Origin of the sequence: Paenibacillus sp. RC21 (genome assembly GCF_044907935.1) — a bacterium.
In the GTDB taxonomy this organism is placed as follows: domain Bacteria; phylum Bacillota; class Bacilli; order Paenibacillales; family Paenibacillaceae; genus Paenibacillus; species Paenibacillus terrae_A.
The window spans coordinates 1,097,484-1,119,521 of sequence record NZ_JBIYCS010000001.1; the positions used below are offsets into that span (position 1 = coordinate 1,097,484).

At 44.2% G+C, this 22,038-nt stretch carries 16 protein-coding genes; 3 read left to right on the forward strand and 13 right to left on the reverse strand.

Translation table 11 applies throughout. The annotated features are described in order from the left end of the window. Positions 1-189 precede the first annotated feature (189 nt). Positions 190-1,440 (reverse strand): YCF48-related protein, encoded by a 1,251-nt coding sequence (locus tag ABIA61_RS04800; RefSeq protein WP_404580385.1) that lies wholly within the window; start codon positions 1,438-1,440, stop codon positions 190-192. A gap of 165 nt (positions 1,441-1,605) precedes the next feature. Next, entirely contained in the window at positions 1,606-2,997 is a 1,392-nt protein-coding gene (bcaP, locus tag ABIA61_RS04805; RefSeq protein ID WP_283656114.1) for a branched-chain amino acid transporter BcaP, read from the reverse strand. 230 nt (positions 2,998-3,227) lie between these two features. Here bcaP and ABIA61_RS04810 point away from each other — a divergent pair, with 230 nt between their 5' ends. Further along, positions 3,228-4,157 (forward strand): L-lactate dehydrogenase, encoded by a 930-nt coding sequence (locus tag ABIA61_RS04810; RefSeq protein ID WP_283656115.1) that lies wholly within the window; start codon positions 3,228-3,230, stop codon positions 4,155-4,157. A gap of 116 nt (positions 4,158-4,273) precedes the next feature. On the opposite strand, the gene ABIA61_RS04815 is transcribed toward ABIA61_RS04810, so the two are convergent. The 4 genes from ABIA61_RS04815 to ABIA61_RS04830 all read right to left on the reverse strand — a co-directional run bounded on the left by ABIA61_RS04815 (position 4,274) and on the right by ABIA61_RS04830 (position 10,337). Continuing rightward, complete coding sequence (locus ABIA61_RS04815; RefSeq protein WP_404580387.1) at positions 4,274-5,377, reverse strand: DUF3900 domain-containing protein; 1,104 nt, start codon at positions 5,375-5,377, stop codon at positions 4,274-4,276. Positions 5,378-5,643: 266 nt separating this feature from the next. Beyond that, complete coding sequence (locus ABIA61_RS04820) at positions 5,644-7,368, reverse strand: ABC transporter ATP-binding protein (protein ID WP_404580389.1); 1,725 nt, start codon at positions 7,366-7,368, stop codon at positions 5,644-5,646. Next, entirely contained in the window at positions 7,365-9,206 is a 1,842-nt protein-coding gene (locus tag ABIA61_RS04825; protein ID WP_404580391.1) for an ABC transporter ATP-binding protein, read from the reverse strand. The genes ABIA61_RS04820 and ABIA61_RS04825 overlap by 4 nt, the downstream gene beginning before the upstream one ends. Positions 9,207-9,347: 141 nt before the next feature. Then, on the reverse strand, positions 9,348-10,337 hold the full coding sequence (locus ABIA61_RS04830) for a helix-turn-helix transcriptional regulator (RefSeq protein ID WP_283656119.1): 990 nt from the start codon (positions 10,335-10,337) through the stop codon (positions 9,348-9,350). A 930-nt stretch (positions 10,338-11,267) separates the two neighbouring features. On the opposite strand from ABIA61_RS04830, the gene ABIA61_RS04835 reads away from it, so the two are divergent. Next, positions 11,268-13,193, forward strand: coding sequence for an endonuclease MutS2 (locus tag ABIA61_RS04835; protein WP_404580392.1), 1,926 nt, complete (start codon positions 11,268-11,270; stop codon positions 13,191-13,193). 361 nt (positions 13,194-13,554) lie between these two features. On the opposite strand, the gene ABIA61_RS04840 is transcribed toward ABIA61_RS04835, so the two are convergent. The 5 genes from ABIA61_RS04840 to ABIA61_RS04860 all read right to left on the reverse strand — a co-directional run bounded on the left by ABIA61_RS04840 (position 13,555) and on the right by ABIA61_RS04860 (position 19,218). Next, positions 13,555-14,457: an ROK family protein gene (locus ABIA61_RS04840; RefSeq protein ID WP_283656121.1), complete on the reverse strand. Its 903-nt coding sequence runs from the start codon at positions 14,455-14,457 to the stop codon at positions 13,555-13,557. A gap of 60 nt (positions 14,458-14,517) precedes the next feature. Continuing rightward, a complete protein-coding gene (locus ABIA61_RS04845; RefSeq protein WP_283656122.1) occupies positions 14,518-15,324 on the reverse strand; it encodes an HAD-IIB family hydrolase in 807 nt (268 codons plus the stop codon). Between the two features lie 403 nt (positions 15,325-15,727). Beyond that, positions 15,728-16,729 carry an ROK family protein gene (locus ABIA61_RS04850; protein WP_283656123.1) on the reverse strand — a complete coding sequence of 334 codons (1,002 nt, stop codon included), beginning with the start codon at positions 16,727-16,729 and terminating at the stop codon, positions 15,728-15,730. An 810-nt stretch (positions 16,730-17,539) separates the two neighbouring features. Continuing rightward, positions 17,540-18,496: a tyrosine-type recombinase/integrase gene (locus ABIA61_RS04855; protein WP_283656124.1), complete on the reverse strand. Its 957-nt coding sequence runs from the start codon at positions 18,494-18,496 to the stop codon at positions 17,540-17,542. Positions 18,497-18,927: 431 nt separating this feature from the next. Then, on the reverse strand, positions 18,928-19,218 hold the full coding sequence (locus tag ABIA61_RS04860) for a hypothetical protein (RefSeq protein WP_404520160.1): 291 nt from the start codon (positions 19,216-19,218) through the stop codon (positions 18,928-18,930). A 336-nt stretch (positions 19,219-19,554) separates the two neighbouring features. Between ABIA61_RS04860 and ABIA61_RS04865 the strand changes: the two genes are divergently transcribed. Further along, the gene (locus tag ABIA61_RS04865; RefSeq protein ID WP_007432475.1) at positions 19,555-19,722 is read left to right on the forward strand and encodes a hypothetical protein; all 168 of its coding nucleotides are present in this window, start codon (positions 19,555-19,557) and stop codon (positions 19,720-19,722) included. 127 nt (positions 19,723-19,849) lie between these two features. On the opposite strand, the gene ABIA61_RS04870 is transcribed toward ABIA61_RS04865, so the two are convergent. Continuing rightward, positions 19,850-20,896 (reverse strand): FecCD family ABC transporter permease, encoded by a 1,047-nt coding sequence (locus ABIA61_RS04870; RefSeq protein WP_283656126.1) that lies wholly within the window; start codon positions 20,894-20,896, stop codon positions 19,850-19,852. A gap of 1 nt (position 20,897) precedes the next feature. Then, on the reverse strand, positions 20,898-21,962 hold the full coding sequence (locus ABIA61_RS04875; RefSeq protein ID WP_283656127.1) for a FecCD family ABC transporter permease: 1,065 nt from the start codon (positions 21,960-21,962) through the stop codon (positions 20,898-20,900). Between the last annotated feature and the right edge of the window lie 76 nt (positions 21,963-22,038).

Below are 22,038 nucleotides of genomic sequence, written 5' to 3' on the forward strand. Positions count from 1 at the left end.
TATCGTTGTTTACAGGTTCAGTATAACAGCGGCTCATCCGATAGATTGTGATTTTTTTCACATATTGTCGTATAAAATTTAAGTTTTTTAAAAATAAAACGCCCTGTGCCTCTTCCCTGTATCTGCATGGCCTTTTGAGGACGTGCAAAATGAGGGGGAAAAGCACAGGGCAATCGCTCTGGTGAAAGGTTATAGGATCCTCCAGCTGGCACCGCCATCCGTCGTTTTAAGTAACAGTGATTTCTTGTCGTCCAATCGTTCCAGAAGCAGCCACGCTACCGTAGAAGAAGCGAAACGGAGCTTGACCGATCGCGGGTAATCCTTAAGCTTCGATGGCAATACTTTGCTGCCAGTAAGGGTTGTCCATGTCTTGCCCCCGTCCATCGTTCGCTTCATTCCGGTTGGGGTTACGATCCACCCTTCCTTATCATTTAGAAAAGTGCGGCCGGGAATAACGGAGTTTCTTTTACTGGTCAGCCCCAAAGACACATGGTTCCATTGCATGCCTGCATCAGCAGTAAACAGTCCGCTATACTTTGTACCGCTGTCTAAATAACAGAGAACAGGAATCCAATACGAGGAACTATTTCCTTTAAAAGACTGCGGAGCTTCGGCTTCGGCTTGAGGACAACCCTGCATCTTGCTGGCTACCGGCGTCCAAGTCTTCCCTTGATTCGAAGTCTTATAAAGCTTAACACTGCTATCCAAATTAATCGCAACAAAACCCTGCTTGTTGCCATCAAAGCTCATTCCCGCCATGCTGCCCTGATCGGGCAGGCCCGAGCTTGACTCATTGGATGACATGCCAGAACTTTGCGCAACCTTCTTCCATGTAGCCCCTCCATCAGTGGTATGATACAACAACTTTTGTTGATCCTGCTCATTCAGGTTTGTAGACGCCATAATCCATCCGGTAGACGGATTTACATATTGTATCGCGCTCACATGCTCCCCGCTTGGGAGCGCTGAAATATCCCAGCTTTGTCCCCCATCAGCGGTTCTGAGGATGACGGTTGCGGTTTTGTCCAGATTTTGACGGACAACCCATCCATGCCGGGAATCGGTAAAGCTAATATCCTTCCCATATTCAAGCTTGTCTTGAAATTGAACGTTTTCGGAAGGAGAAATATTATTCCAGGTATTTCCACCATCATGCGTATAATAGAGCCGAAGCTCATTACGAGTAACTCCCCAAACGAAACCTTTGGTATTATCAATCAGATGGAAATCAGCTATTCGTGTCTGAACTACATATTTGGCATCGGGATCGCCCACCTTCGGCGTCAATGGTGGATTAATAGTTATCGTTTGTCCCTGGTCATCCGGTTCCTCAACCGGAGGTTTGGTTACGGTTTCTGCGGGTTCGGAAGAACAGCCAGCCAGCAGGATACATGTCAGCAGCAATACTCCCCCCAGGAGCGCACGCCAGCGCAGTTTCATATAAAGATCCTCCCTAGATGGCATGCGGTAATCCCGTGCCACAAGCTTATCTGAAACAGAATTATACCATAAACGACCTTATGTGACACTTTTCGCGCACTCATACAAAAAAACCGGCACCCTCCACATAAGTGCAGGATGCCGGCTTTTTAACATTCAGACAAATTAGGATTTACGGTTTAACAAACTTTTGTGATATCCATAGAAGAAATAAATCAGTAGACCCAGCAGAAGCCAAACGATAAATCCAATCCACGTGCTGATATGAAGCTGAAGCATCAAACCGACGCAAACCAGGGCACTCAAAAGCGGGAGTAACGGGACCCAAGGAACGGTAAAGCCTCTTTTCAGATCGGGACGTTTCTTACGCAGAACGATCACCCCAACCGATACAACGGCAAAAGCGAACAGGGTTCCGATACTCGTCAGGTTCGTCAGAGCATGTAATGGAAAAAATCCACTAGCCGATGCGATGATGCTTCCGACCAGCCAAGTGCTTCGGATTGGTGTTTGAGTTTTGGGATTGATTTTAGATAAAAATACCGGTAACAAACCGTCACGCGACATCGAGAAAATTAACCGTGTTTGACCATACAACAGTACGAGTAAAACCGTGGTCATCCCGGCAATCGCACCGACAGAAATCAATCCTGCCGCAAAATCCTGATGGATAAAGCGCAAAGCAAACGCAACAGGATCATTTACCCCTAACTGCGTATAAGGCACCATTCCGGTAAGTACAACCGAAACCGCTATATACAGCACTGTACAAATCGCAAGCGAGGAAATAATACCAATTGGCATATTTCGCTGCGGATTACGTACCTCCTCTGCTGCCGTTGAAATGGCATCGAAACCCAAGTAAGCAAAAAATACGATTGCCGCAGCACTCAAAACACCGGAAAAACCATAGGGGAGAAACGGTGTCCAGTTAGCAGGCTTAACATAAAAAATTCCGATTCCGATAAACAGCAGCACAACGCCCACTTTGACACAAACCATAATGAAATTAAATCGGACCGTTTCCTTGGCTCCGAGACTCAGCAGCAGTGTGATCAACATAATAATACACACAGCAGGCAGGTCAATAATGGTTCCCTTGGCTGAATCAAAGGCTGCGGTTAAAGCCAGTGGTAAATGTATATCGAAGCCGGCCAGCAAACCTTGAAAATAAGCAGACCAGCCACTGCTCACTGAGGCGGCCGCCACCCCGTATTCCAGAATTAAGTCCCAACCCAGCACCCAGGCCAGAATTTCCCCAAACACAATATAGCTATACGCATAAGCGCTGCCGGCAGCGGGAACCGTAGATGAAAGCTCTGCATAGCACAAGGCTGCCAGCACGCAGGCAATTCCTGCAATAACAAAGGAGATCATCAGGCCAGGACCCGCATTTTCCGCTGCTGCCTTGCCTGTGATCACAAAAATCCCGGTACCGATGATACATCCTACACCCAGCATAGTCAGATCGAAGGCGCCCATCGTTCTCTTCAAATGACCCGTCGTTCCGTTTTCCCCATGCGGGAGCATCCCTGTCTTTTTTCGAAATAAGTCCATAATCATAATCCTCTTTCCATAATGTCCTACGCCAATATTGCTACTGCAACGCTTTAGTGTGTGTTTCTGTCATTCGATTAATTATTGGCGAGTCCCTGTTTGAAGTCAAGGAGAAATGTCATATTTCTTTGCAGTGGAGGGCACATATACGGTAAACTAAGTAGGAAAGATAAATTTTGTATTATTAAAAAATGAAAAGGTATTCAACCCGAAAAGGAGATGAGGATTTTATGAGCTTAAAACCTTACAAACGAAGCAGAGTGGCCATTGTCGGCATGGGAGCGGTCGGTACAACGACCGGTTACACCCTCCTGCTACGCCAACGCATGTCAGAACTTGTCTTTATTGATGTTAATGTCAAAAAGGCGCAGGGGGAAATGCTCGATATGAATCACGGGCTTCCCTTTCTCGGCGGTGTCAAAGTGTGGGCGGGTGATTATGAAGACTGCCGTGATGCGGATATCATCATTGTTACAGCGGGCGCATCACAAAAACCGGGAGAAACACGCATTGATCTGCTCAAGCGTAATGCCGAAATTTTTGAAAGCATTATTGATAATATCGTCAAGGTAAACACACACGGCATTTTGCTGATCGCAACCAATCCAGTGGACATCCTCTCCTACATCTCCTGGAAACGTAGTGGCTGGCCTTCGAGCAGAGTTATCGGTTCGGGTACGCTGCTGGACAGCGCACGCTTCCGTTATTTGATCGGTAAGCAAAAGGGCATTGATCCTCGCAGCATCCACGCCCATATTATTGGAGAACATGGCGATTCCGAGCTGCCTGTATGGAGCACGGCCAACATCGCAGGAACTCCATTGGAGCTGGGCGAAGAAACGAAAAATGAGATTTTTGAAAGTACCAAAAATGCAGCCTATGAAATTATAGATGCCAAAGGCGCGACCTCTTACGCCATCGGGCTGGCTCTCGACCGGATCGTAGCAGCCATTCTGGGGGACGAAGGGTCGGTACTTAATGTGTCCACTTTGCTGGAAGATTATAACGGAGTGTCTGACGTTTATCTGGGTGTCCCGAGTATCGTAGATCACAACGGGGTACGCGAAATTTTAGATCTTCCACTGAATGACAAGGAACGTCAAGGGCTGCATCAATCTGCGAACAAGCTGAAAGATCAAATCAGTAAACTCAACTTGTAGATGAACAAACTGAAATTGTAGACAAAAAGGGCCTCCACAGCGGCGAAAATACCGTTGAGAGGCCCTTTGATTATTTTATATAAGGAGTTCGGCTTATCGTAAACAGTTTATTCAGATTACCAAGGCGGTGTATCGCCATCGGCAAACTCGTCTTCTTGCTGGCGTTTCTCTTTCAAGCGCTCAGCCACCGTTTCGAACGATTCAGGTTGAAGCAGCTCAATCGGTGAAAAGCCTTTTTCAAACGTAAATGCGTCGCCTTCAATGATAAGCGCGTATCTATCATGCAGCTTCGTAATATGCAGCTTGGCCCCAAAGTCGGACAGCAGTCCACGCACAGCCATATCATCCAGCTTGAAGCGAACTTCAATTTCCGGTTTTAGCTCAACAATATGCTGTGCAGCCTCTACGACCTGAAGGGGTTCCCATTTTCCTTGCAAATCCCGTTTTTCACTGGCCGCCCACAGCTCCAGATCACGTTCCTCTTGCTGTCTTTCCTCATTGGAAGCATCTGGCCATTTCGTCTCTACATAGTTCTGGACGAAGCCCATGACATGCTCATTAACGATTTCTGGCATGGATTGCTCGTAGGTCACAAATTTCAGAAAATCCTCAAAATACCGGGCATGCGAGGACTGGTGAATTTTAAGCTCCCACTCATCGTTCATCCCCTCCTCCAGCATGTAAGGATACATGATGGATTTCATATTACGGGCTGAAATGGCCATTTCGACCTCACTGACCAGACTGCTTTCGGTAATCCGAGCAATTTTAGGTTCAAAATCACATTTGAGCACAAAAATAAACGGATCATCGGAGTGTGTATTCAAGGTAGCCTGTACAATGATCAACGCTCCGCCGCGTACCGCGCTCGTATCCAGATACATCCGCACCAGATCGTCGCAGGCATTTTTAAAATCTTCCTTATCCTCTGCTCCCCGCAGCCGGGCGAACATATTGAAATTCGGATTACTGCTCAGTTCATGCTCCGGTTCGACGATAAAGCGGCCAATTTTGGTCGGTGCCTGCTCTGTGCTCGGATTTTTCTCGACCTTCCGCTTGCTAATGCGGGCAAATTCCCCATCCAGAAATTTTTTAACATCACTTTCGTCATAATCATAGTCATCCATCGTAGCGTAATGCTTGTAGGACTTACCACCCTGTCCTTCTTTTCCGTCTACCTGAATTACAAAAAAAGATAAAAAGTCCACTTGAAAGTTCATTTGCGTTCCATACGCTCCTTTTCAGGCATGTACGCGTAATTATATCACTATGGATTTAAAACGTACATCGGATACAAATCCTCATCGTTCAGATATACATTTCAGTTAACATAATATTTATTATGTAATATTTTGTGCAAGCTGTCGTATCCGGGGAATCTAAGTAACGCAAAAAACCGATCCTTATTGGAATGGAGGTGTATCCTGCCATCCGCTAAGGGTCGGTTTTTTTATGATCAAATCGTTATTTCATAATTTCATGCATCCTAAGACTCTCTTCCTTCATGCTGTCTTTTCCACAATCGTGCATACAGGCCGTTGTCATCCAGCAGTTCATCATGTCGTCCCTGCTCTACAACCCTTCCTTTATCCAGTACAACGATGCGGTCCGCATTTCGTACTGTTTTGAGCCTATGAGCAATAGCGATAACGGTTCGGCCTTGTACAAGGCGATCAATCGCCTGCTGAATATCCTTTTCATTCTCAGGATCAAGCGAAGAGGTGGCCTCATCCAGCAATACGATCGGCGAATCCTTGAGAATAGCACGGGCGATAGAAATTCGTTGCTTTTCCCCACCCGACAATGTACTGCCGCCCTCGCCTACCCAGGTGTCATACCCGTTCGGCAGCTTGGAGATAAAATCGTGACAGCAAGCTTGACGAGCGGCAGCTTCGATCTCTGCCTGCGTCGCATCACTTTTACCGAATCGAATATTGTTCCCAATGCTATCCTGAAACAGATACACGTCCTGAAACACCATAGATACCTTGCGCAGCAGCGCCTCGGGGTCCATCTGCCGCATATCATCGCCGCCAAGCAGTACACTGCCCTGATTTGGGTCATAAAAACGTGCGATCATACGCAATACCGTACTTTTCCCGCTACCAGAAGGCCCTATGAGCGCCGTAAAGGAACGGAACGGCATAGACATACTTACATCCTCAAGTACGGGTTGCTCACCATAGCGGAAGCTTACGTGTCTCAGCTCGATATCATGCCTTTGCGAAGGTATCTGATCCCCGGGCATGACAGGCTCGTTCAGCAACTGGACAATACGCTCCCCTGCCTGCTCGTGATAACGAAACTCGGCGAAATTAACAAGCGCAGTGGTCAGAGGGTCATAAATACGTGTTCCTACGATTAAAAAGGAGACAAAAGCGATCACATCCAACTGCCCAGCCAATAATAGATATACCCCGATCATAACCATCCACGTCAAGCCAGAGCGTATAAAAGCAATAGCAGCTAATACAATCGGCCCCAACAGCCCTTCAATTCGGATACTGTGACGCATCAGCTCCTTGAACGCAAGCTCCAGACGCACAAAGCGCTCTCCGGTTAGCTGATAAGCCTTAATTACCCGAATACCGTTCAAATACTCCTGTAGGCGATTAGCCGCGTTAATTTTAGCCCGCATGTGATTAGCTCCCAGCCGCCGCTGTATACGGGAAGTGAGCAATACCAGCAAAATCGCTACCGGAAAAGCAGCGAACAGTGCCAGCGCCATGCGCCAATCCAAAAAGGATAAGCCAATCAACGCCAGCAGCGGCATCGTCACCGCCCCGATCATTTGCGGGACCAAATGGGAAATCCCATGCTCCACCATTGTGAAATCACCCATCATCATATTCGCCAAATCACCCGGATCACGCTTGTTCAGAAAACCGAGTGACAGCTTGCGCAAATGCTCAGCCAAACGCGATCTCCCGGTTACAGAAGCGTCATAGGCTCCCCGGTACTGGGAACGATAAGCCGGAACTTCACACAGATACAGCAGAATCAACGACATAAGCAGCCCTCCGCTAATCCACCACAATCCAGCCGATTGGAGCGAAGCTCCCGGATGAATGAAAGGCTCGAAAATAAGACGGGCCGCCCCTACCAGCAACGCAAATGGAATCAGCCCCGCAACATTAGCCAGAGTTGTGTACAATACCGACTTTAACAGTACCCGCGGATTACCCGCCGTTATATTTTGCAGCATACTCATCGTTTAGCCGCCTCCTCTCCCGGCGCCCCAATCTGCCATTGTCCCGCATCCGTATACGCTTGCCACAAGCGGGCATACAGACCATCTGCACGAAGTAGCTCTCTATGCTGTCCCCGCTCAGCAATATGACCTTCCTGAAGCACCAGAATTTGATTTGCATGCTGAATAGTGGACAACCGGTGTGCGATAACGATCACCGTCTTATTCTTCATCAGCTCCATCAAGGCTAGCTGCATCTCGTATTCATTTTCAGGGTCAGCAAATGCCGTGGCTTCATCCAGCACCAGAATAGGCGCATTTTTGAGAATGGCGCGTGCTACCGCAAGCCGCTGCTCTTCACCACCCGATAAATACACTCCGCCTTCCCCGATGAGCGTATCATACCCGTTCGGCAGTTTGGAGATGAACTCATGGCACTGCGCCGCCTTTGCCGCCGCAATAACCTGCTCCATGGAAGCACCTGTATCGCCAACTGCAATATTGTTAAACACAGAGTCAAAGAACAAAAAGGTTTCCTGAAATACAAAAGCGACCGTATCCATCAGGTTGGACGTACTCATCTGTCGAATATCTGCGCCACCAATACGAATCGCCCCCTCCTGCACGTCCCAAAAGCGTGGCACCAGATTGGCGATCGTGGATTTCCCGGAGCCGGAAGGTCCGACTAATGCGGTCATTTCCCCCTGTCTTGCAGTAAAAGAAATATCGAACAATACGCGAGTCGGTTGAGCGTCCCCGCCGTCTTGAGGCTCCTTAACCTCTTCTGTGCTGCCATAGGAAAAGGAAACCTGCTCAAACTGCACATCATAGGTAGTCGGCTCCTGCGGATGTGCAGGCTCCTGCATTGCAGGCTCATTAAAAATACGATCGATCCGATCAACACCTTCATTAATATCTCGCATGGACGACATGAGGTGCATAATTTTAAACATCGGAGCTGAAACCCCGGGAGCCATCACCAGGAAAAACAGCAGAACCGAGGCAAAAGCAACATTCCCCGGATTACCACTCAGCAAATAAACACCCACAGGCAGTACAAAAGCGGCGAATGAGCTAATAATTACCTTAAACACGAGAAAGCCGGTTTGGAATTGATCAGTGAATTTCACGCAATACTCGCGGTAATGCACCATATCGGAGTAAAACTTACGGAACGAATGCACCGTCTGACCGAATATCTTGATCGCAGGCATCCCCCGTACATATTGCACAGCCGATCCGTTCAGACGCTCCAGTGAATTGTAATACTCTCTGACGTTATCCCACGTCTTGGAGCCGCCTATCAGCGTCATCTGGACGGTAAAAGCGAGTAAAATGGGCACAACACAAGCAAGTGCCAGCCACACGTTCAAGCTAAACATAGCGACAATCATCACCACCGCCGTCACGATGACCTGCACCAGATCCGGCAGCTGGTGAGCGACAAATGTCTCTACTTTTTCCACGTTCTGCTCCAGTGTCTTTTTAACCGCACCCGTGGAAGTACCATTAAGCCAGCCCAATGGAAGCTTACCAATATGAGCTGACAGCTTGACACGCAGACCGTATAAAATACGGAAGGCTGCGATATGGGAGATGAGTCCACCGATGTACATCGTAATGAGGCTGGCCAATAAACCTGCGAGCGCGATCAGCCCCCAGCGAATCATAAACGGCCCATCCGCTGTTGTCGGCTGTGCAGCGTGTTCGAGCAGCTCCTTGAGCACAAAATACACAGATGCATAAGGCACCAGCATCAGAATGGCGCTTAAACCGGAAAAAAACGTAGAGAAAGCTAATAGTCCACGCTTTTCCCCGGCGATTTGCACTAATCGGGCAATGCCCGCCTTTTGTTGCATGAATCATTTCTCCTTTCAAATCACGACAGTTGCAGAATGCTTTGAGCCTGGTTCTATTGTACGGCTCTCGTCCTGCTTTCCGCCGCCGATTCCCGGAGAATCACCAACACTGGAGGGAGAAGTTTTTTAAAATGGAGGATTTTATAACGAAGACAAATTGTTATTTTTTCGGTAGGCACTCGGGTTATAGCCATATGTTTTACGGAATAATGCGGCAAAATGACTAAAGTTGCTATAACCCACCATCGCTGACGCTTCACTGACAGTGATCTGCTCCTTTTCCAGCAGTTGCTTCGCTCTTTCCAATCTTTGTTCGCGTACAAAGCCAAATACCGTCGTGCCGAATAGCTCTTTAAAGCCGTTTTTGAGCTTTTGTTCATTAATATGTACCATCTGTGCCAGCCGAATCAGACTCGGAGGCTGAACCAGTGTACGCAGCAAAATATCTTTCGCCTCGTGAATACACTGTACATCATTGGGTTTGATCGTCATGGTTGATTTAGGCTTTGGGTTGCGTATTTCTTGCAGAAAAAGTGCCATTAGCTCCAGCGCCTTGCTCTCCAAAAAAAGCTGTCGGGTCATGCCCTGATAAGGATGAAACAACAGTTCCTGAGCGATCGCTCGCATACCGGGCGTAATCACTGTCTCCATACAAGCAAACGGTTGCTCCAGACGGATACCCAACTCCTGTAACAGCTCGCCCCACAGCGAAGGATTAAAACGCAGCTCCATATGATTCATCGCTTTACTTCCCGGCATTTCCGCATGGATCTTCACTTCGTTCATATAAATGAGCTGCACATGCCCTCCATGCTCACGCTCTGAACGGAAACCATCTACGGACCAGGTAGCCGAATAGTTGAGGTTCAACGCCAGCTCCAGATAAGGAGTGTCAAACCTTCTTGCAATTTGGACTGGCTCATGAAATAGCATGTTACTATGGGAAAGCTCGAAGCCTTGGCGCAAAAAATGCGTATGATGCACTCCCTCTCCCCACTGCTCAGGTATATGATAAATCTGCTCATGCTTCGCGGACGCCTGAATGGGATCTTTTTCATAGCTCATAAAGTTTGCATCGGCTATTTCATTGTAGTAATCATTAAAAGTAGACGTAGAGGTATGTATTTTCATCTTGTTATAGCTTCCCCCTTTAGCTGGATTCGCAGTGCATGCGTGTTTTATTCTTAATCACAAGTATAATGATTATCATTCTCATTTGAAAGACAAAAAAATTCCCTCTATTTCAAAGTGGTCTTGCGTAGCCAACTTCGGACCACCTTTTTGATTCCTTTCCATACTTCGATTATATAGATGGCTCCAATCCAGTTAAAATTCCATATGATTACATTCACTCACTAGGAGATGTTATGGTTAACATAATATATATTACGTAATCTATATATCCTCTTTTTAAGTAACACGATTTATTTCTTCCAAGTGGCTCACATTCCACATTTTCTTATTATCACTGCTGTACCAGAATTAAGAAGCCCCATGATGTCCGTTTATCTTTTGTCCGCTTTGAAGATTTCGAGTGATCTTGGCTTGACTTCGGTGCTGACTGATCGTATAGTGTGGATATATCTGTAATCAAGGGAGAGATTTTGATGTCGGTGAACGTTCTTAACTAAGCAACTTCATATTCAGGGAAGACCATTCAGGCGCTTGCGCCCTCCGGGGACAGGTTTGTTTGCTACTATGTTTTTACCCTGACATTAGTTAAGAACATGCGGATATCATAAATCGCCTCAGGGATTATTTTCTTCTAGGCCTTATTCCGTGCTGTGTTCAGCGCGGTTTTTTTGTTTTCAGATTTTGTGAACTTCCTTTATACACCTCCTATTCATGGGCTAATTAGCTTACAAATTGGTTTACTCATGGATGATTTGGGGACGCATAAATTGGAGCTGCAAAAGCTGGATTATAGGCTTATTTGACGATAAATTCCCTCTTTCCTTCAGGGCGGAGAATGAACGATTTGTTCATTCTCCGCTCTTTTTTTGTTTTACAGAAAAGGTTCAAAAAATCCTGGCACTATACAAATAAAGGAGAGATTTATTCATGAATGAAACCACAATGCAGCGTTTGGAATATGACCGGATCAAAACAAGAGTTTCCGAATGTGCTTTTTCTTACCTTGGTAAGCGCCATGCCGCTTCCATGCAACCAATTACAGATATCCGTACGATCAGGATCCGCCTTGACGAAGCGACCGAAGCCTTGCAGCTCATTCGCCACGGTGCAAGTGTTCCTATCCCCTCGCTGGAAGGGATGGAACACATTCTTCACTTGCTGGGAACCGGATATTTGTTCAGCGAGCGCGATTTTTCTCACATTGCCCAATTTATCAGAAGTTGCGGTCAACTGATAAAATATATGGGTTCCAAGTCGAATGCCGCTTCAAGCGTCAGTGCCTATGCTTCTTCCATGTATGGTATGGAACCCCTTCTGTCTGAAATTGAAAGATGTATTTATTCAGGAAAAGTTACGGACACCGCCAGTAAAGAACTGGCTAAAATCCGCAAAAAAATAGCGGTCACGGAAGAGCGGATCAAAAGGAAACTTGATTCTCTCACCAGCCGTCACCGATCCATCATGCAGGAAAATATGATTAGTCAGCGTGGTGGACGTTATGTGCTTCCAATCAAAAAAGAGTTCCGAAAACAGGTGAAAGGCAATGTGCTGGATGAATCGGGCAGCGGTCAAACGGTTTACATCGAGCCTGCCGAGATCGTAAGTCTGCAATTCGATCAGAGTGCGAACATGGCGGAGGAATCCAAAGAAGAAATGAAAGTGCTGGGAGACCTGACGGCACTCACTGAGTCATACAACCGGGAGCTGAGCATCAACACAGAGACGGTAGGTATACTCGACTTTTTATTAGCAAAAGCCAAATATGCCATGACTATAGATGCTGTCCCTGTGGAGCTTAACCTTAACGGGATTATAGACATCCGAGGTGCACGTCACCCGTTGATGGCAAATTCCATGGTTCCACTTGATTTCTCAATCGGTGAAGTCTACTCCTCGCTCATCATTACTGGACCCAATACAGGTGGAAAAACGATGGCCCTCAAAAGTGTCGGCCTGTTAACCCTGATGATGCAATCCGGACTACTGGTACCCGTTTTGAAAGGCAGCCGAATGGCTGTATTTGAGGGAATTGAGGTGGACATCGGGGACGGACAAAGCATTGAGCATGCCTTGAGCACCTTTTCTGCACATATCCGCAACATGATCGGCATTTTGGAAACAGCAGGAAACTCCACTCTGATCCTGATTGATGAAATGGCATCTGGAACCGATCCGGGCGAAGGCGTGGGCCTCTCTATCGCTCTGCTGGAAGAATTCCACCGCCGCCAGACAACCGTTGTAGCTACCACACACTTTAGTGAGATTAAGCATTTTGCCGAAAATACGCCAGGATTCCAGAATGCTCGAATGGAATTTGATACTGAAACACTGCAACCATTATACCGTCTCCGAATTGGTGAGGCAGGAGAAAGCTATGCATACGCCATCGCCTTGAAGCTGGGGATGTGGAATCGTATTATCGAGCGTTCTCAGGCCATTTCTGCAAGCAGAGCATCTCGGAATACACAGGATTCATTTGTTATCCCCCCTGCTCTTTATGATGAAAAGCCTGTTGCTGCAAGTAAAACTTCCCCCAAAAGAGCAGTTTTAGACCCTTCAGTGACGCCGTTTGCCCTTGGCGATAGTGTTTATGTAGGCTACCTGAATCGGACTGGAATTATATATAAAACCGAGGATGAACGCGGGGATGTGGGGATTTTGATCCAAGGCCAAAGGCTGACCATGAACAAAAAGAGGCTCGTCCTTCACATAGCTGCTACTGAATTGTATCCTGACGACTATGATCTGGATATTGTTATAGAAACCAAGGAAAACCGCAAAAAACGGAAGCTTATGGGACGCAAGCATATCCAAGGTCTGATCATTGAATCTCCTCCAGAAAAAGAAATGTAGACGCACATGCATTATCTCAATCGAAAAATAAGCTTTTTTTGAATGTCAGTGAAACTTTAATCTGCAAGCGGACACTTTGATAAGAGTGATCCACTTGCAGATTCTACTTGTTGTCATTTGAATGCATTAATAGGACTCATAAATCTAGTTTATTAACGTAATATATATTATGTAATCCTGTTGATTTCTCCACTCCAAATTTCCTATATATTCCAAAACCATGTTTTTCATATAAACCTCCTATATCAAACGTCTGTAATGCAAAAAAAGGCGTGTCCAAAGTTAAAGGCACGCTCTTTTGTTGGTATTTTATTGGTTTGTATTACTCAATCCCGCACTCGTCGAAATATAACTTGTGTCATCATTCAAGATGATACGATTGTTTGTAGTTATATATAGCACCTAGCAAATTCGCTTCATTGCCTAATTTACTTTGTTCAATATCTGCACGCACAAAATTATAGATAGAATCCATATAAAGCTTCTCTAACTCTTCCCTAATCGTAATTACCAGTAAAGGATTTTCAGATATGCCTCCCCCAATAACAAACTTTTCAGGGTCAAGAATTGATTGCAAATTAATGATTTGTGTTGCGATGTTCCTACAGTATTCTTGAAAAATCGTTTGGACCGTGCGATCACCTTCTTCAATAAACTTGAATACTTTTTCACCTGTTATAGAATCTGCAGGAAGTCCTTTAGCTTTCGCAACGGTTTTAGTTAAAACAAAACTGCTCCCTTGCATACCAAGCAGATAATCATTATTGTCTGCATACTCGTTGTTAGTTCTGATGAAGGAGAATTCTCCAGCCGATAAATGGTGGCCTTTCAGCAATTTCCCTTGAGAGATGATTCCACCACCCATCCCTGTTCCAACTACCAGAACAACACCATCGGTAATTCCTTGTAATGAACCACGCCATGCTTCTCCAAGAGCAGCACACTTTCCATCATTTTCAATCGCTACGGGTTTGTGAAACGATTTTTTAAAAACTTCTATCATATTTATATCATTTATATATCTTAATGAACCACCATGCACCATATGGCCGCTTGCTGAATTCACAATGCCTGGCATGCTGACGGCTATACCTTCACAATCATCTATAAACTGATTATGAATTTGCTTTAAAGCTACAAGCAGATTCTCAAGTGAGTCCAATGGAGTTTTAACTTTCCCCTTGCTGATAAATTCACCTTGAAAATACAAACTGAATTTTATAAAAGAGCCGCCAATATCAAAAACCAGTATTTTCTTTTTCATACTACTATAGTCCTTTCATTGAGCAGTTTTGAGTAGTTCTCTCAATAACGATAATTAATTTTATTGGTTTTGTAAATCCATCATTTTCTTTATCGTTAGTAAGACACCGTTCTCTTCGTTGGATTTGGTGATAAAGCTAGCTGCATTTTTAGTGTTCTCACAAGCATTTTTTACAGCAAAACTGTATTTTGCTATACTCATAAGTTCCACGTCATTTTCTCCATCTCCAAAAGACATGGTTTCATCCTCAGTAACACCCAATATCTCCTGGAGTTTTCTTACCGTCTCCCCTTTATGGGTATGAAGTGCTGTAATATCCAGCCAATTCGCTTCAGAATCAACAATATAAATTTGATCCAGCAGAGTCTTTTCAACATGCTTTCTTAATAAGGAACTTCTTCCAGATGGATCATAAACGGTTATTTTAAGAAAGCTGCTGTTTATTTGATCAAATGAGTCAATTTTAATAACTTCCTTATAGGATCCTTTTACAATTTTATAATATTCCTCTTGAATATGAGAATGGACAAATGCTGCTTCCGTTGTACATGCTATGATAATGAAATCATTGGAAAAACCTTCAATTTCTCTTATCGCTTGTAATGCTAAATTGTGTTCAAACGTAAACTCTTTGACGACGACTCCATCCTTTTTAATACGAGTAGCACTGTCCCCTAAGATCCAGATCCCTTTTCCATGCTCACCAAATAATTCTTCTACTCTTTCACACTGTTTACCTGTACAAGCAACAAAGGAAATATTATTTTTTTGCATTTCTCCATAAACCTGATTAAATAATTCGACATCGAAAGTGCTACTATTATTCAGAAAAGTACCATCTAGATCACTTACCACCAGTTTAAACATAAATAAATCCTCCCTTTATATATAAAAATCTTTAGCTGTCAAGTTTAATTTATGTCTTTTTATTTTCTTTCCATGGATCAACATCAAAGTCTCTATTAAAATCTTCTATTAAATCATTTAATTAAACATATTAATAAAGCGAGTAAAAAAAGTTCCTTTATTAAGTGGATATACAAAGTCATTCAAAAAAATCATCAAAGGAGCGGTAAGGTTTTACTTCCATAGGCTGCCCGGATAATACTAAGCACGAATAAGTACCACCCCATATAACTGAGCAAAGTATAATCAGTGAGATCATAGAGTGCCCTCGCTTTCTCTTTTAGGTTATACATGTACTTTAGCTGATGAAACGCGTTTCAGGTCAAGTTATAATTTATAGAAAAGCAGGTTACACCTATATACATTATTTAAAGACAATAATCGGGCGTTCTAATTCTTTTAGTGTTAACCCTCTCAACCCTGTTTTAAAATCTTCATAAAATAAATCCGAGAGAATAATTTCAGGATACAAAGGCATCGTATGCTTAGATTTGTAGGATTCTAAAAAATGAAAGAAAGACTCTTCTTCTATGTTCTCTCTATAGACTACAATCTGATCAGGATCAAATACGGATTGTAATATTTGAATAATTTCACATATACTATTGAAAAAAACTTCTGTTCCTTTGCTTTCATCCCAAACTATAGACGGAAGGAATTTGATTTCACCAGCCAATCCATGTTTGCCCTTTAAAACCCCATCCCGTAAATAAATCCCCATCCCTGGGGGGGAATTCTCAGGAAAATAAATAGCCAGCACACATTGATCTTCATCTATCTGTTCTCTATAGACGTATCCACATACTGCGGCATTTACGTCATTCTCCAGAATAACCGGCAAACCAAATTTGCTTTGCACATCCTCTGCCAATCGAATTCCATTTAACCTTTCATAGCTGCTAACTGTAATTTCTCCATCTACAGATTGTCCCGGGATTCCAATACCAATAACTTTAATGGAAGGATAGAGAGAAATGATGTCTTGAATCGTGGAATAAAATTGTGTAGCATTAAAAATTTGAAAGGGATGCTCTTCTTTCATCAGAACGTCCTCATTTAAATTAACTACCGTGGTACACACTACATCCATCCCTTGTTTTTCATTAATATGTATAACCAGTGCCAGACTAAACTCATAATTAAAACGATAGGTTAACGCATGTCTGCCTCCGTTTGAAGGGACGATTTCATCTTCAAAAATCTCTCCATTATTAAGCAATTCCTGCATAAGAGTATTGATAGTTACCACACTTAAATCAGTCAATGCGGCTAGTTGGGGTTTTGTTGCCTTGCCGATCTGCTTCAATACTTTGCGAACCAGGTTCAGATTTATTTCTTTAATTAAATTTGTATTAGCTTTTTCCATACATAGCACCTTCCTTTTATAAAATCATGAAACCACTTCATAAACCATATTTATAAAGTGGTTTCACTAATTTTGCAGCAAAATATTACCTTTGTCAAGGCAATACCTTACTGGCTTTTAATTCACCATTGCTTTCCAACTTATTCTGAATTATTCTAAGGTTTATCATATGACAATCGCTAAAATAAGGAGGCTCAACTATTAAGAATGCTGTTGAAGAACTCGCCAGGCTCATCGAGGATCATGAAAAAGAATTCTTTTCGATCTCAGAACATGAATTTAATGCCAAACCTTTTCCAGAAAAATGGTCTAAAAAAGAAATACTAGGGCATCTGTGCGACTCTGCTTCTAATAATCATCGAAGATTTATAATGATTAAGCATTCAAGATCCCCAGTTAAAATTGAAGCATATGCGCAAAATGATTGGGTTGCAGCTAATCAGTATCAGGAAGCGTTCTCCCAAGTGGATGTCATTCATCTATGGAAACTATTAAATAAGCAAATCATAAATGTGTTAAACTCATGTACATCACTCGATTTTGAGAAAAAAATTTCAAAAAGATGACCAGTCTACCGAAACATTATAGTGGCTAGTTGACGATTATACTCAGCATTTGCAACATCATTTGGAGCAAATCAATCAAAAACAAGACTAAGCACTATGATAAAGGATACAATGTTCACAATATTGATGATACAAAGTCGTTGATGCGATTTCCAAGTCAGGGTGCAATTCCTTTTTTAGTTTACATAATAATTATTATGTAAACTAAACGTATTTATTTTCAAAATGAACCCGTGATATATACTTACAATCCCGTTATTGGTATCTGAATATCCAGCTTATCCATCGCTTTTTCTTTTTCTCGATCGGTGACATGCGTATATACAGTGGTCGTCTGGATGGATGAGTGTCCTAGCAGTTCCTGCACAGTACGCAGATCAGCCCCCTTACGTAAAAGCATCGTTGCAAACGTATGCCGCAGCTTATGGCTGGAGTAAGATACCCGACGTTCCGCATTCTTATCCTGCTGGAATCGCTCGAATGTTTCCGTAGCAATCTGCTGAATAGAGCGCACCGCCAAACGGCGGCCTTTTTGCGACACGAACATCGCGTCCTCCTTCCCCCTCCACGGGGTTAATCTTTCCTCCAACGCACGTTCCACAATATCACACACACCCTCCGGCACCGGAAGCGTACGCCACTTGCGTCCTTTACCGAACACATCTAAGGTGCGTCGCTCCCGGCTGTAATCCGAGACATTCAAAGAATGAACCTCTCCCACCCGCAATCCCATATATACCATGAGCAGAAAAATAGTCATGTTGCGATTGGCATATTTCCCCTCTATTGCGAGCAAAAACGGCTGAATTTCCTTTTCATCCAAATAGACGGGCATACGATTCTTCTCGGTCTTTGCTTTTTTAATTCCAGATGCCGGATTTGTGCTGCACAATTCAAATTCCTGCAACGCTTTGTAAAAGCTACTTACCGCCGCATGCTTCCGGTTCCGCGTACTATCTCCGGCCCCACTTTCCCGCGCTTTAGACAGATACGACATCACATGAATTTTCTTCACCTGATCAAGTGGCTTTTCACGCAGCGTACGTAAGAACTGCTTCACATCCCCTGTATAGTTTTTTTGCGTATGTATCGTATAACCTGCATCTTTCATCCAGATCAAAAAAGCTTCCAGCTCCTCAGCATACACTTCATCAATATCATCTATCATATCCGGCTCCATTTGCCGTACCCCTTTTTTCATCCCGCTTACCTCCGCTCCGATTCATCTTCCCAATATACTGTAAAACGTCCATTTTCGCCTACTTTTTATCGACAATTCGATCGACATCTTGTGCGTGAGGGCTAATGAAAGTCGATTTAAACCTAAACTGCGTATAATTTATATTATACGCAGTTATTTTAGGCACTTTTCAAGTATAAATAAAGCCCTTAGCCTTGTCTAGCGCGCAATTCAAAACTCTATATCTTCAAATAAAAGAACCGCATTTTTGCGGTTCTTTTTTGCGACATATCCTGTCCGCCAGCAACAGGAAGGACGCCACATGTAGAACTGCAAAATTTGGTAACCTGAGCACGCTGATATGGAATAAACCAATTATTGCATTGAATACACCTTTGCAAATCCAGTGGGCCTCTCTCCATAGCTTCAAGCAAACTTATGAGTGATTCCATTTACATTCGCCTTAACTGGTGTGGTTCATCTATAAACTCTGTATGTAACAAAATGTGCTGGTCTTCTGAAACAAAACCAACTTTTAACCGCATGGATTGATATTCTTTGAATACACGATTGATTCTTTGTATTAACTTGGTGTTAAGAACTAGCTTGTTCTGAACAGCCTGAGCGGTATCCAATATAAGTTCTTGCAGTTGCTGCTCCAGACTTCCTATTTTAACTTGATGTTGATCCAATTGATTGATAACACTTAAGAAATAATTCTCCCGGGACAATAAGGGACTCATGTATAGACGCTCCTTACGGATCAATATTTTAAATGGATTAACGTATTTAATCCGTTCATATCAAAAAAATAATAGGCAGTCAAATTCTATTCGTTTAGCTAATTACGCCTAAGCACCTGTTATCACCAGCATTAGGAAGCATATCTAAGAACCCATGGGGTGAGTAGCCGTCGGCGGGACATGGGTGATGTGAAAAAGAATTTTGCTGTCTCGCTCCATTTTCCCTTCATCTTTCAGCACGATATACTTAAAGAAGTCGAAAGGCAAACTTATTTTCAGCTTATGTTCATTTCAAAAATGTAAGTTATTCATGACAAAGGGAGTGTTCATTTATTTATGAGTACCGAAATGCTGGAACGTCGAAGTGAAATTCTAAAACGGAACATCCATCAGTTGCTGGTTCAGGAAAATCAACACGGCGTGACGCGTCAAGAAAATTACACTTTGCACAAAATGATCAGAGAGCTTCATCAAACTTCTCACGCCTTGAATACTTCCCGTTGATATGAAAAAATACGAATGCTTAAATTTTTAAATGCAAAATAACCTTCAGCCCCACTTCCTTAGTGGTGTTGAAGGTTATTTTGTCGTGTATAGCTTTTAATGAATAAGTTATGTTTTCTTTGCGATGTTATCCCTTGGAGCGACTCAGCAGATACAGGAAGTATGGAGCACCAATGATCGCCACGATCAAACCTGTCGGGATTTCTTTCTGTAAAGGTAAGGATCGTGTAATTGTATCCGCCACAAGCACTAACAGTGCCCCAACCAATGCACAGGCCACTAACAGCATCTTATGCTTTGGCCCCACCAGTTTTCTTGCCAAATGCGGAGCAACTAAACCGACGAAGCCGATTCCACCGCTAACCGATACGCTGGAACTGGCCAATCCAACCGCAGCAGCGAGCAGAAGGATGCGTTCCTTTTCAATAGATGTACCTAACCCGGATGCCGTCTGATCTCCCAAATTAAGCACATTCATCACATTGGCCTTGTAGTATGCGAAAGGCAGCAACACCACAAGCCAAGGTAACAGTGCCATTACAAATTTCCAGTTGGACCCCCATATACTTCCTGCCAACCAACTGGCAACAAACGTATAACTTTCAGGCGTAAGCTTGAGAGTCAAGATGATCATCGCAGCACTGACCCCCGCCGCTACACCAATCCCGCTTAGCAGTAACCTTGTCGGAGAAATCCCTTCACCCTTTTTGTAAGAAAGCGCGTAGATCAGAATAGCAGCCGCTCCTGATCCAATCAGTGCAAGGCCAGGTAGTAAAAACAATGAATTCGTTGTTTGCATCGTTGGGAAAAGCAATACAAACAGCATAACCATCAGCCCGGCTCCGGCATTAATCCCCAAAATACCAGGGTCCGCCAAACCATTACGTGAAACTCCCTGCATGATACAGCCAGAAACCGCCAGACCTGCACCAATCAAAATGGAAATAACCATTCGTGGCAATCGGAATTCAAACAAGATTAATTCCTGCTGTGGAGTCCCTTGCCCAAATAAGGTTCTAAAAAGCTCCATTGGCGAAAGTCGAATGGTTCCTGTATTCGCACTAATGGTGAATGCAACAATGAGCAGAATGAGCAGAACGATAACAACGATCCAATCATGGATTTTTTTACGGTGACCTGCTTTGGCAATAGCTCCAGTCGTGATGTTATTCATCTTACAGTGCTCTCCTTTCTTTACGAGCCAGATAAAGGAAGAATGGCACCCCAATCAGGGCAATAAGCACGCCTACTGGTGTTTCCTCCGGTGCATTAATCATGCGAGCCGCCAGATCGGCAAACACGATGAGTAAAGCCCCCATAATGGCCGAGCAAGGAATGATCCAGCGATAATCGACACCTACCAGCTTGCGGGTCATATGAGGAATAATCAGCCCTACAAAGCCGATAGATCCTACCAGCGACACTGCCGCCCCCGCCAGAATAAGTACCAGGATCATCCCAAGCACCTTTACAATGCCAGTGCGCTGACCGAGACTGAGCGCAATTTCATCCCCGAGGCTGAGCAACGTAATAGACCGTGATAGCATAAGCGCGCCGATAAAGGCTGCCACAACCCAAGGCAAGACAATCCCCAGTTGCACCCACTTGGTTCCGCTAAGTCCCCCTGCATACCAGAAGGCCAGATCCTGTCCGACATTAAAATACAAGCTGATCGCGTCACCCAAGGCAGACAGCAATGCCGTTACAGCTGCACCCGCCAATACAAGGCGTACTGGCGTAAGTCCACCCTTGGATATGGAGCTTGTACCATATACCATCACAACAGCTAAGGCCGCGCCAACAAAGGAGTACAGCATCAGTTGTAAAAAGGATGACCCGGGAAAAAGAGCAAAACAAATCGCCATCGCCAAACTGGCTCCCGAATTCAATCCAAGCAAACCCGAGTCAGCAAGCGGATTGCGGGTCATCCCCTGCATAATCGCCCCCGCCACAGCGAAGCAGACTCCGATCAACACACCACCCAAAATCCGTGGTAGTCTGATTTCCCAAATAATTTGATGATTTTGTATTTCAGGATTAAAATGAAAGACTGCATTCCATACCTCAAACAGCCTAATAGGAGCTGCACCAAAAGATAGGGATAAAGCGATACCGAACGCCAAAAGGGCTAGTCCGGCTGTTAAGATGAGTGAAGCCGCCCATGGCCGTGAGTGGAATGAAATCGGCGGCTGGCTATGGTTACTCTGGGCGGGACTCTCCGATGATTCTGATAATTTCATGACTATTTTTCACCCTTACTTGTTGAATAGTATGTAGGCTATCACACAAACCTGTGCTCATGAAGGCATTTGATAA